11 protein-coding genes are annotated in these 12,064 nt (G+C 63.3%); 5 read left to right on the forward strand and 6 right to left on the reverse strand.

Translation table 11 applies throughout. From position 1 onward, the window contains the following. The first annotated feature begins 29 nt into the window (after nucleotides 1-29). Nucleotides 30-728 carry a dienelactone hydrolase family protein gene (locus O3299_RS23815; protein ID WP_289899433.1) on the forward strand — a complete coding sequence of 233 codons (699 nt, stop codon included), beginning with the start codon at nucleotides 30-32 and terminating at the stop codon, nucleotides 726-728. 132 nt (nucleotides 729-860) lie between these two features. After that, nucleotides 861-1,277 (forward strand): SRPBCC family protein, encoded by a 417-nt coding sequence (locus O3299_RS23820; protein ID WP_305063330.1) that lies wholly within the window; start codon nucleotides 861-863, stop codon nucleotides 1,275-1,277. A 140-nt stretch (nucleotides 1,278-1,417) separates the two neighbouring features. Here the strand turns inward: O3299_RS23820 and O3299_RS23825 are convergent, their stop codons facing one another. Then, entirely contained in the window at nucleotides 1,418-3,034 is a 1,617-nt protein-coding gene (locus O3299_RS23825; protein ID WP_305063331.1) for a M28 family peptidase, read from the reverse strand. 135 nt (nucleotides 3,035-3,169) lie between these two features. Here O3299_RS23825 and O3299_RS23830 point away from each other — a divergent pair, with 135 nt between their 5' ends. The 3 genes from O3299_RS23830 (at nucleotide 3,170) to O3299_RS23840 (ending at nucleotide 8,556) form a co-directional block, all read left to right on the forward strand. After that, nucleotides 3,170-4,015, forward strand: a complete 846-nt coding sequence (locus tag O3299_RS23830) for an alpha/beta fold hydrolase (protein ID WP_305063332.1) — start codon at nucleotides 3,170-3,172, stop codon at nucleotides 4,013-4,015. 272 nt (nucleotides 4,016-4,287) lie between these two features. Further along, the gene (locus O3299_RS23835; RefSeq protein ID WP_305063333.1) at nucleotides 4,288-6,462 is read left to right on the forward strand and encodes a DEAD/DEAH box helicase; all 2,175 of its coding nucleotides are present in this window, start codon (nucleotides 4,288-4,290) and stop codon (nucleotides 6,460-6,462) included. 438 nt (nucleotides 6,463-6,900) lie between these two features. Then, on the forward strand, nucleotides 6,901-8,556 hold the full coding sequence (locus O3299_RS23840) for a PAS domain-containing methyl-accepting chemotaxis protein (protein WP_099665611.1): 1,656 nt from the start codon (nucleotides 6,901-6,903) through the stop codon (nucleotides 8,554-8,556). Nucleotides 8,557-8,591: 35 nt separating this feature from the next. Here O3299_RS23840 and bamE read toward each other — a convergent pair whose 3' ends face one another. From bamE to O3299_RS23865, 5 genes are all read right to left on the reverse strand, one after another. Next, nucleotides 8,592-8,900 carry an outer membrane protein assembly factor BamE gene (bamE, locus tag O3299_RS23845; protein ID WP_289899428.1) on the reverse strand — a complete coding sequence of 103 codons (309 nt, stop codon included), beginning with the start codon at nucleotides 8,898-8,900 and terminating at the stop codon, nucleotides 8,592-8,594. Beyond that, entirely contained in the window at nucleotides 8,897-9,685 is a 789-nt protein-coding gene (locus O3299_RS23850; RefSeq protein WP_305063334.1) for a hypothetical protein, read from the reverse strand. The genes bamE and O3299_RS23850 overlap by 4 nt, the downstream gene beginning before the upstream one ends. A 62-nt stretch (nucleotides 9,686-9,747) precedes the next feature. After that, nucleotides 9,748-10,107, reverse strand: a complete 360-nt coding sequence (locus tag O3299_RS23855; protein ID WP_099665608.1) for a nucleotide pyrophosphohydrolase — start codon at nucleotides 10,105-10,107, stop codon at nucleotides 9,748-9,750. Next, nucleotides 10,104-10,565 carry a GNAT family N-acetyltransferase gene (locus tag O3299_RS23860; RefSeq protein WP_305053928.1) on the reverse strand — a complete coding sequence of 154 codons (462 nt, stop codon included), beginning with the start codon at nucleotides 10,563-10,565 and terminating at the stop codon, nucleotides 10,104-10,106. Before O3299_RS23860 ends, O3299_RS23855 begins: the two co-directional genes overlap by 4 nt. Nucleotides 10,566-10,600: 35 nt before the next feature. Beyond that, nucleotides 10,601-12,040: a cytochrome P450 gene (locus O3299_RS23865; RefSeq protein WP_305063335.1), complete on the reverse strand. Its 1,440-nt coding sequence runs from the start codon at nucleotides 12,038-12,040 to the stop codon at nucleotides 10,601-10,603. Nucleotides 12,041-12,064 lie beyond the last annotated feature (24 nt).

The following is a 12,064-nucleotide window of genomic DNA, read 5'->3' on the forward strand; positions in this document are numbered from 1 at the left end:
ATTCCCCCCAACCTCAGACTGGAGTTTCTATGAGCACAACATCGCAGTGGATCGATATCGCCGGCCCGGACGGCAGCTTCCAGGCTTACCTGGCCGTGCCGCACGTGGGCAAGGGCCCCGCCATCATCCTGTTGCAGGAAATTTTCGGCGTCAACGAGCACATCCGCGCCGTGGCCGACCAGTACGCGGCCGATGGCTACGTGGTGCTGGTGCCCGACCTGTTCTGGCGCGCCGGTGCGCACATCGAACTGGGCTATGACGCGGACGGCTGGAAGCGCGCCGTCGAACTGATGCAGGCTACCGATAACGAACATGCCTTGAGCGATATCAAGGCCACCATCGCCGTCCTGCGCGCGCGTCCGGAAGTGACGGGCAAGCTGGCTTCGGTCGGCTACTGCTTCGGCGGCCGTTTATCGTTCCAGACGGCCGCGGCTGGCCTGGTCGACGCGGCCATCGCCTATTACGGCGGCGGCATCCAGAACAAGCTGGACCTGGCCGACCGCATCCAGGTGCCGCTGCTCATGCATTTCGGCGGCCAGGACAGCCACATTCCGCCGGAAGCCGTGCAAAAGATCGCCGAACGCTTCGAAGACCGGCAAGACGTGGAAATCCATATCTACCCGGGCGCCGAGCACGGTTTCAACTGCACCCACCGCGACAGCTACCAGCAGCGCGCCGCCGCCCACGCGCACGGCAATTCCTTGATTTTCCTGGCGGAAAACCTGTAAGGCTGCCTCGCCAGGCCGGCCAGTTGTTATTCTCGAGCCCAATACGCGTCCAGCAGCAAAGCCGCATGGGCGCTAAAATAGCGGCTGTGCCGGGCAACGCCCGGCAAACCTGGATGAGGAACCGAATTAAAGATGGCCCAAGTAATTGTTTCTGTAACATTGGCGGCAAGCGCCGAACGCGTGTGGGATTTTATCGGCGGCTTCCAGTCGCTGGCTGAATGGTCGAGCTCGATCAAGACCAGCCTGTCCGAACACGGCGGCCGCGTGCGCCGCTTGAAAACCACGGACGGCGCCATCATCGCCGAACGCCTGCAAAGCTACAGCGAGGCGGACAAGAGCTACAGCTACACTATCGTATCGGGGCCGATCCCCGTCAAGAACTACCGCTCCACCCTGCGCGTCACGGGCGAACCGGGCGCGAATGAGTGCGTGGCGGAATGGGCCAGCGAGTTCGATGCGGCCGAAGGCGTGGAAGAAGTCATGGTGGGCGCGTTTCAACACCTGTATGAAACGGCATTCATCGACCTGAAACGCATCATGGCAATTTAGAGCGCCTGACAAAAAGTCCATGGCGTTGTTGCGTTGCCTCGCCGTACATTCGTACTGTCTTCGGCAACACGCCTAGCCCTGAACATTTTGTCCTGCACTCTTAAAAAAACACCGGCACATGCCGGTGTTTTGCATGGCGCCTAGCGTTTCACCTTGCCAAACGCTTCGCCCTTGTTCCATGCAGGCAAATTCTTGTCGTTCGCCACTTCATAGCCGAGGTTCAGGGTGAACTGCGCCTGCTGCACCATGCCCGACAGGTCCCACGACGGGTGGTATTCATCCGTTACCTGGTGGTAATCCTTCTTGAACGCCACCAGGCGTTCGCTGGACGCTTTCGGCTCCTTGACGAAGTCGAACGAGCCGTCGCCGGAAAACACGGCCGAGCCCACGTTGAAGGCGGGTACGCCGGCCTTGGCAAACGCAAAATGGTCGGCCCGGTAAAACGCGCCGGACAGGTCGGGAATGGTGGGCGCCAGGCGCAGGCCCATGCGCTTGGCCACCTTGGCGGCGCTCGCGTACAGGCTGCTGCGCTCGGCGCCGGCCACGCCGATGTCGTGCGTCTTGCCGACGAAATTCATGCTGTCGAGGTTCAGGTCGGCGGCCGTTTTCGCCAGCGGCCACAGGGGCTCGCGCGTGTAGGCCGTGCTGCCCAGCATGCCCGTTTCCTCGCCGGCCGGCCACAGGAAGATCTGCGTGCGCCGTGCAGGTTGTTTTACCGCAACTTGCGCCATGGCCAGCAGGGCCGCCGCGCCCGAGGCGTTGTCGATGGCGCCGTTGTAGATGTGGTCGCTCTGGCCGCTGCGGCTGTTGCCTTCGTCATCCTTGCCCAGGTGGTCCCAGTGGGCCGAGTAAATCACGGCTTCGTCCTTGAGTTTCGGATCCGTGCCCGGCACGATGCCGGCCACGTTGAATTGCTCGATGCTGCGGATCTGGCTGTTCAAGACCACCTTGACCGTGGCGTTCAAGGCCACGGGGCGGAACTCGCGTGTTTCCGCCTGCGCGCGCAAGGCATCGAGGTCTTGCCCGCCCGCCTGGAACAGGGCGCGCGCCATGTCTTCCTGCAGCCAGCCTTCCATCGCATTGCCCGCGCCGGCCAGGTTGAAGCGTTCATGGCCGAAACCGTTGGCCGGCACCGACCACGGATACGACGCGGACGCCGTCGTGTGGATCAGCAGCACGCCGGCGGCGCCCTGGCGCAGCGCTTCCTCGTACTTGTAGACCCAGCGGCCGTACCAGGTCAGCGACTTGCCGGCAAAGCGGTTCGGTTCGGCAACGGTCGGCTGCGGGTCGTTGACCATCAGGATGACCATTTTTCCTTTTAAATCAGCACCCTTGAAGTCGTCCCACTGCTCTTCGGGGGCGCGGATGCCGTAGCCGGCGAATACGACGGGCGCGTCGAACGCCACTTTCTGCTGGCCATTCGCCGCGCCAAAGACGATGTCCTGGCCGAAGGCGGGGGACAAGGTCTTGCCGCCCGCGCTGAAGGTCACTGTGCTCGATGGCAATGCCTTGCTGCCGACGATGGTCAGCGCCTGGCGATACGTGCCGTCCGGCAACGGCTGCAAGCCGGCCACGGCCGCCTGCGTTTCCAGGTAGCGCACGGCCAGGTCGCCGCCGCGCTGGCCCGTGCCGCGTCCTTCCAGCAAGTCGTCGGCCAGGAAGGACAGGTGGGCGCGCAGGGGCGCCTCGGCAACGAGCGGTTGGGCGAGGGTAGCCGTGCTGAACAGGCTGGCGGCGAGGACGAAGGGAAAACGCATGACAACTCCAAAAGTGAATACGGGAAAGCAAAGCAGCGGTAATCTTACTCTACCGCAATGCTCTGGCGTAGCGCGCGGCGCGCGCCAGCCGATTGGGGCCACAATGGCTGCTGGTCCACCGACAAGGAGCGTTCCATGACTCGCCCTGACTTGCAATCGAGCAATACCCTGCGTACCGCCGACGGTACCTTGATCTACTACAAGGACTGGGGCAGCGGCCCGCCCGTCGTCTTCAGCCACGGCTGGCCATTGTCGTCCGACGCCTGGGAAGACCAGATGTTCTATCTGGCCTCGCGCGGCTACCGCGTCATCGCGCACGACCGGCGCGGCCATGGCCGTTCCAGCCAGCCGTTCGGCGGCAACGACATGGATACCTATGCCGACGACCTGGCCGCCCTGATCGCCGCGCTGGACTTGACGGGCGCCACCCTCGTCGGCCATTCGACGGGCGGCGGCGAAGTGGCGCGCTACATCGGCCGCCACGGCACGCAGCGCCTGGCCGGCGCCGTGCTGGTGGGCGCCGTGCCGCCGCTGATGCTGCAGACGGCCGATAATCCGCTGGGCTTGCCGCTGTCCGCGTTCGACGCCATCCGCGCAGGCGTGCAGGCCGACCGCAGCCAGTTTTTCCGCGACTTGAGCGAGCCCTTCTATGGCTACAACCGGCCCGGCGCGAAGCCGTCGCAGGGCGTGCGCGACGGTTTCTGGCGGCAAGGCATGCAGTCGGGCATGCCGGCCGCCTACCTGTGCATCAAGCAGTTTTCGGAAACGGATTTCACGGGCGACCTGGCCAGATTCGACGTGCCGACCCTGGTGATCCATGGCGACGATGACCAGATCGTGCCGATCGCCGCCTCGGCGCGCCGCACTGCCGAACTCATCATCGGTAGCAAATTGCTCGTGTATGCGGGCGCGCCGCATGGCCTGGCAACGACGCACAAGGATAGGCTGAACGAGGACTTGCTGGAGTTCTTGCGCACCTGAAGCGAGGGCGGGGGCCGTGACGGCGCGGCGCCCGCCGTAGCTGTTGCCACGCAGAACAGGCGCAGCCGGCATATTGTTGTGTATCGTTTAATGTTGGCAAAATCACGCGCCAAATGCGTGCGGATCGCCGATTTTTCTGGCTTTTTTACGTAGATATGGCGCAAAAAACGGCGTTCTGCGGCATGCAGCCACCCGGTAAGGTCCAGTAAAGAGTAAACTAGCAGATACACTCTTTCGCATTGGGCGATTCGAGCGAACTTGTGAGTGATTTCATGTCTGATACACCAATTTCCTTATTTTCCGACCTTAACCTGAGCGAGCCGCTGATTCGCGCGCTCAAGGATGTCGGTTACGAAACACCGTCGCCTATCCAGGCGGCGACGATTCCATTATTGCTCGCGAACCGCGACGTGCTGGGCCAGGCGCAAACAGGCACGGGTAAGACCGCCGCCTTCGCCTTGCCTATCCTGTCGCGCATCGATCTGAAACAAAGCTCACCCCAAGCCCTGGTCCTGGCACCGACGCGCGAACTGGCCATCCAGGTCGCCGAAGCGTTCCAGGTGTACGCCGCCCACATCCCCGGCTTCCACGTGCTGCCGATCTACGGCGGCCAAAGCTACGGCCCGCAACTGTCGGCCTTGCGCCGCGGCGTGCACGTCGTCGTCGGTACCCCTGGCCGCGTCATCGATCACCTGGACAAGGGTTCGCTCGACCTGTCCAAGCTGAAGACTCTGGTACTCGACGAAGCCGATGAAATGCTGCGCATGGGCTTTATCGACGACGTCGAACGCATCTTGCAAGAAACGCCGGAAGGCCATCAAACGGCCCTGTTCTCGGCCACCATGCCTTCCGTCATCAAGCGCATCGCCACCACCTACCTGGTGAACCCGGCCGAAGTGACGGTGGCCGCCAAGACGGGCACGGCCGACAACATCCGCCAGCGTTACTGGCTGGTGTCGGGCATGCACAAGCTCGACGCGCTGACCCGCATCCTGGAAGCGGAAGCGTTCGACGGCATGATCATCTTCGCCCGCACCAAGCTGGGTACGGAAGAGCTGGCCGGCAAGCTGCAAGCCCGCGGCTTCTCGGCTGCCGCCATCAATGGCGACATCCAGCAAGCCCAGCGCGAGCGCACGATCCAGCAGTTGAAAGACGGCAAGATCGACATTTTGGTCGCAACCGACGTGGCCGCCCGCGGCCTGGACGTCGAGCGCATCAGCCACGTCGTCAACTACGACGTGCCGCACGATCCGGAAAGCTACACCCACCGCATCGGCCGCACGGGCCGCGCCGGCCGCAGCGGCGAAGCGATTTTGTTCATCACCCCGCGTGAAAAGAACTTGCTCAAAGCCATCGAACGCTCGACCCGCCAGCCGATCGGCATGCTGGAACTGCCGACCATCCAGGCCGTCAACGACGTGCGTATCGCCAAGTTCAAGGAACAGATCAGCGAAACCCTGGCCTTGGGCGAATTGGAGCAGTTCCAGTCGCTGATCGAGGATTTCGAACGCGAGCAAAACATTCCCGCCATCGAAATCGCCGCCGCCCTGGCGAAGATGGCGCGTGGCAATGTGCCTTTGTTGCTGGACAAGAACAAGGCGCGCGAGCAAGCCACGTGGCAAGACGACCGTCCTGCGCGCCAAGACCGCTTTGACCGCCCTGAACGCAATGACCGTTTCGAACGCAATGACCGTTTCGAACGCAATGACCGCTTCGACCGCAACGAGCGCAGCGAGCGCCCGGCCTTCCCGAAAAAGGAACGCATCCAGCGTCCGGCCGACGCCGGCATGCAAACCTTCCGCATTGAGGTAGGTCATCAGCATGGCGTGAAGCCGGGCAATATCGTGGGCGCCATCGCCAACGAAGCGGGCATCGATTCGAAAAACATCGGCCGCATCGAGATCTATGACGACTACAGCGTCCTGGACTTGCCAGACAGCATGCCGAAAGAATTGCTGGATCAGCTGAAAACCGTGTGGGTGGCGGGCCAGCAGCTGCGCATCAGCCGCGACGGCGACGCGCCGGACCTGGCGCCGCCAGCCGCACCGCGCAAGCCGTTCGCCGCCAAGTCCGCGCCAGCGTTCAAGGATGCGCCGGCGGACGCGGGCGAAGTTGCCCCGCGCGCGCCGAAGAAGGAACGTCCACGCCCGGGCGTGACGGCGTACCGCATCGAAGTGGGCCGTGAGCACGCCGTTACGCCAAGCAACATCGTCGGCGCCATCGCCAACGAAGCGAACCTGGAAGCCAAGCATATCGGCCGCATCGATATCTTTGACAACTACAGCGTGCTGGACTTGCCGGAAGGCATGCCGCCGGAAATCCTCGACCACCTGAAATCGGTTGTCGTTTCTGGTCAGAAACTGCGCATCAGCCTGGACGATGGCACGACGGAGCGCAAGCCTGCGCCGCCGCGTCCGAAGTCGCCGCCACGTAAAACGTACAAGTAAGCCATTCCCACGGGCGCTCCGGCGCCTGTGTCGCGGATTGGAGACACATCCCCCACTGGCGCATTCGCGCCAGTTTTTATTTTCCCTCAAGAAATAAACATGGTTGCCGCGTTATGGTTGGCGGCAGGTATTGCCATCTGCCGGCAATGGCCACCGCTCCTTTGCATATTTTTATCGGTGCAAACGCCATATTTATTACCTGCTGCATCGATACATAATTTTTTATTAATTATTGTATATGCACGCAATTTAAATTTTGCATTTCAATAAAATCAATTGAGTTGAATCAAAGTAAATCCTAAAATATAAATAAATTGACTTTTATTAAATTGTTTGACTGGCGTCACTGTCGCCGAGGCGATATATCATGGGTGCTTGATGTGGTATATTGTTTTTATGTTTTTGTTATGCTAGTTGAAAAAAAATAGAGGAGCGACGATGCGGGTCAATACGCCTATCACGCAAAATGAATACGTATTAAATGAAGGCATGACGATTGTTTCCACCACGGATTTACAGGGAAACATCAATTACGCCAATCAGTATTTCATTGAAGTCAGCGGTTTTTCAGAAATGGAACTGCTGGGTGCGCCACAGAATATCCTGCGCCATCCCGATATGCCGGCCGAAGCGTTTGCCGACCTGTGGGACACCATCAAGACGGGCATGCCCTGGACCGGCATGGTCAAGAACCGCTGCAAGAATGGCGATTTCTATTGGGTCTTCGCCAACATCACGCCCGTCATCGAAAGCGGCCGCCCGATCGGCTATATGTCCGTGCGCACCAAGCCCACGCGCGAGCAGATCAACGAAGCGGCAGCCCTGTATAAAAGTTTTAAAGACGGCAATAGCGCCAACCTGGCGATCCGCAATGGCCGCGTCGTGCGCCAGGGCTGGGCCGCCAAGCTGGCCGAATGGCGCAAGTTGAGCCTGTCGCAAGACCTGGCCCTGCATTGCATCGTCTTCGGCGTGGTGCTGGCCATCCTCGGCTGCGCCGTGTGGAATATCGACGGTGACACGAGCACGGCCACGCGCAGCTGGCTCAGCGGTGCCGCCGCCGCCGCCGTGGCGCTGATGCTGTATTTCTGGGCCCATCTGCACAATTCCCTCGTCGCCCCGCTGGGCGACGCCATCACGGTAGCGCGCAAGATGGCCGGCGGCGACTTGACGGGCGTCATCGACAAGGTGCGCGACGATGACATGGGTCAATTGATGGCGGCCTTGCGCCAGACCAACATCAACTTGCACAGCATCATCGGCGACGTGCGCGCCAACTTCGAGGATATCCGCATCACCACGGCAGAAATTGCCACGGGCAATATGGACTTGTCCAGCCGCACGGAATCGCAGGCGTCCAGCCTCGAGCAGACGGCGGCCAGCATGGAAGAACTGACGTCGACCGTGCAAAACAGCGCCGACCATGTGGCCACGGCCAACGACCTGGCGGCGCAAGCGTCCACCGTGGCGGCCAAGGGCGGCACCATCGTCAGCGAAGTGGTCACCACGATGGATGAGATCAGCTCGTCGTCGCGCAAGATTCTCGACATTATCGGCTTGATCGACGGCATCGCCTTCCAGACGAATATCCTCGCCTTGAACGCGGCCGTGGAAGCGGCTCGCGCGGGCGAGCACGGCCGCGGCTTCGCCGTCGTGGCCGGCGAAGTGCGCAGCCTGGCGCAGCGTTCGGCAACGGCCGCGAAAGAAGTGAAAAACCTGATCGACCATTCGATTGCCACCGTGAACGCGGGCAGCGTGCTGACCAGCAATGCGGGCGCCACCATGGCGGAAGTGATCGCCTCGGTAGCCCGCGTGACGGAAGTGATGGACGAGATTTCCTCGACCACGCGCGAGCAGAACCAGGGCATCGGGCAAGTCAACCAGGCCGTCATCCACATGGATGGCATCACGCAGCAGAATGCGGCGCTGGTGGAGCAGGCGGCTGCGGCCGCGACTAACCTGGCGCAGCGCACCGACAGCGTGGCCCAGTCGATCGGCATTTTCAAGCTGAAGGCGTCGCCCAAGCGCAAGGTTGCCGGCGTGGGCCGCAGCGTGGGCGCGGGCGTCGCGTCGCGGGCCTTGCTGAAGGCACGATAAGCATGTCAGTCCCGCCAGCGCCATGCTGGCGGGAATCACTTCCGTACCTGATACACCTCGCCGCCGCGCACCTGCTTCACCACCCCATCCCCGCCAAACAGAATCACATATTCCCCCTGCGCGCCCGAGGCCGCCGGATAGGTGTACATCCACACTTCCTTGCCGCTGTCGAAACGGATGGACGTGCTGTCGCCCAGTGCGGCGCGCACCTGTTCGCGCGTGCTGTTGCCCACTTGCACCGTCTGTTCCAGGGTGGCGTAGGGCACATTTTTGCTTGCTTGCAAGGCGCGCGTGCCGGAGCAGGCGGCCAGCAGCGTCAACAAGATCAGCGAAAGCCACTTCATGGCGCCACCTCGTCCATGTAAGTAAATTCCAGCAGGGTGTCGTCCGGCCAGTTGCTATCCCACAAGGGCGCGTAATACGTGCGGTCAAGCAAGACCTGGCAATCGCAATAGGGCAGCGAGGCGGGCGTTTGCTCGCCGCCCGCGTACAGCATGGTGAACGGCAGCGCCAGGCGGCGCTCGCCGTGCACGAGGGTCACGCCGAACAGGGGACGGTCCGTGAAGAACAGATAATTGCCATCCGGCTCGGAACACACTTTATCTGTGCTGTAGAGCATGCTGGATAGCCAGGCGATGATTTGCGGGTCGTTCGAGATCAGGCCGGAATCCATGCCGGCGCGGCATTCCAGGCGCAAGTCGCCCAGGCGCCGCATGCCGGGCGGCAAGCCGGGCGTGATGACTTGCGCGCGCCAGCTCATGGTGGTGGCCTTGCGGTTGGCCAGCAGCACGGCGTCTTCGCGCGCCGCTTGCGCATTGCGCACGGGGGCAAAGCTGTTGTCCTCGGCCAAGGGCAAGGGGATGCTGACCGTGTCGCCGGCGATGCGCAACTGCACGCCCTGCATGTCCACGCCGGGCTGGCGCGGCAGCAAGCGGAAGCGCAGCACGGCCTGCGGCGCCAGCGCATGGTCGCGCTCGAAGCGGTCCACGCCCTGCAGCATCTTGCGGTAGGACTTGTCGACGGGGTCGCGCGTGGCGTCCACCTTCACCTGCGGCACGGGCGCGGTTTGCGCCAGCGCAATAGGTCCATGGAGCAAGCCTATGATCAGCAGTAATCGATAAATACGCATGCCTGAATGCTACGCCTTTTTGCGCATCCGCCACGCACGGGTGTGCGTGTCTGTACTCGCTATCAGTATTCGCTGTATTTGCGCGCGTCGCCGCGCACCTGCTGCGCCGGGTATTTCTGTGCGTTCAGTTGCATCTTTTCCAGCACGGCCGCGTGCAGGTCAACGCCGCTCTTGTCGGCCAGGCGCACCAGGTACATCAGCACGTCGGCCAGTTCGTGGCGGATGCCCGTGCGCTTCGCCTCGTCCAGTTCGCTATCCGCGCCCGTGGCCAGCCACTGGTAGTGTTCCGCCAGTTCCGCCACTTCCACGGACAGGGCCATGGCCAGGTTTTTCGGCGTGTGGAACTGATCCCAGTCGCGTTCGTCGGCAAAGGCGCGCAGGCGCGCGCGGATGTCGAGCAGGCTGTCGCTGGGCGCGCTCATGCGGCCGCCTGCAACGGTTTTTCCATGAAGACACTGAATGGGTCGTCGGGATAGTCGCCGTACGGTCCGCGCCGCTGGTAGCCGTGGCGTGCGTACAGGGCGATCGCTGCCGGCTGGTGGATGCCCGTTTCCAGGGTCAGCAAGCGGCAGCCGCGCGCCAGCGCCTGCTCTTCCAGCAAGGCCAGCAAGCGTTTCGCCAGGCCCAGTCCCCGGCTGTCCGGGTGCACGTACATGCGCTTGAGCTCGCCGAAAGCGGGCGTGACGACGATGGCGCCGCAGGCCCGTGCCGTGCCCGCCGCATCGCGGGCGACGGCGAACAGCAGGGTATCGGAGGGCACGGACGCCAGGTCCAGCGAGTAGACGCACTCGGCCGGATACAGGGTCTGTTGATATGCATCAAGCTCGGCGATCAGGGTTTGCACGTCGGCTTGCTGCGGCGATTCCAGGCGGATGGTCATGGGGAGGTCGTATGAATGGTACTTCCCCCATGGTATCACTGCGGCCGCGCCAGGCGCAGCGTCAAGCCGATGGGCGACATCACAAAACCCATCAGTTCCTGCGCCTCGCCGCCATCGGGCGTGTCGACGCCGGCGATGTCGAAGCTGCCCAGCAGCATGGCCATGGCGATCTTGATTTCCAACAAGGCCAGGTAGCGGCCCGGACACGTGCGCAAGCCGGCGCCGAAGGGCATGGCGGCGCGCTTGTTGTTCGCCTCGCCCCCTTCGGCCAGCCAGCGTTCGGGCTGGAAGGCTTGCGCGTCGGGAAAGTGCGCATCGGATACCGTATCGTGGCGCATCACGCACCACACGAGGGTGCCGGCCGGCACGGCGATATCGGCGATGACCGTGTCGCGCAGCGCCTCGACGGGCAGGAAGGGCGCCACCGGCTTCAGGCGCATGGCTTCGCTGGCGCAGGCGCCCAGGTAGTCGAGGCTATCCATCTGCTCGATCGTGAAGCGGGCCGCGTCGGGCGCCAGGCGCCGTACTTCCTCGCGCGCCCGCGCCAGGGTGTGCGGATGGCGTTGCAACAGGTAAATCATCCAGGACAGCGTATTGGCCGTCGTATCCTCGCCCGCCAGCAGCATGGTCAGCACATTGCCGGCCACGGCGCGGTCGTTCACGCCGCTGTCCTTTTCGTCGGCGGCGGCGATCATCGCTTCGAGCAGGTTGGGCGGATGCTCGCGGCGTGCCGGGTCGCGTGCCATGCGCGTGCGCGCCTGCTGCACCAGGTCGGCCACGGCGGCGGACAGGGCCGCCACGTCGCGGTCCAGCCGGCGGTCGACGGGCAGCTTGACGTAGCGCCAATACGGGAACATCGACAGGCTGCGCCGCGCCACGGCGGGCAGGATGGCGTCCATGTGGCGCTGGATCACGTCCTCGCCCGCTTCCAGCGTATTGACCTCGGTGCCGAAGGCGAGGCCGGCGATGATGTCGACCGTGTAGCGTTTCAGGTCGCCATCGAGGTTGATCGCTTGGCCTTGCGTGGCGGCAAGATGCCAGCGCCGCTGCAGACGCTGCGCCACCGTCGCCAGCGCCGGGAAGTAGGCCTTGACGGCGCCGGGCGCCATGCCGGCCATGACCATGCGGCGCTGGTTGCGCCATTCCGTGCCCTCGGCCAGGAACAGGCCGGGGATGCCGCCCATTTCCTCGGAAACGATGGAGCTGCTCAGGGGGCGGCGAAAGCCGTCGGGCCGGTCGCGCAGCACCGCGCCGACGGCCTCGCTGTCGGCCACCACCAGCACCAAGGTGCGGCCGAACCAGGCGCGCAGGTAGGGGCCGTAGCGCCGTACCCACTCTTCCACGTCGCGGTGGATGCGCGTGAGCTTGATCTGCAGGCTGTTGCCGACGATGGGCAGGGCGAATGGCCCCGGCAGGCGGCGAATCTGGCGCAGGGCCGTGGTGGCGGGCGCGGCGGCGTGATCGAGCGGGGGCATGGCGTACTCCTGGTGGATGGCGAC

The organism is Janthinobacterium sp. SUN176, assembly GCF_030587335.1.
Classification (GTDB): Bacteria; Pseudomonadota; Gammaproteobacteria; order Burkholderiales; family Burkholderiaceae_D; genus Janthinobacterium; species Janthinobacterium kumbetense.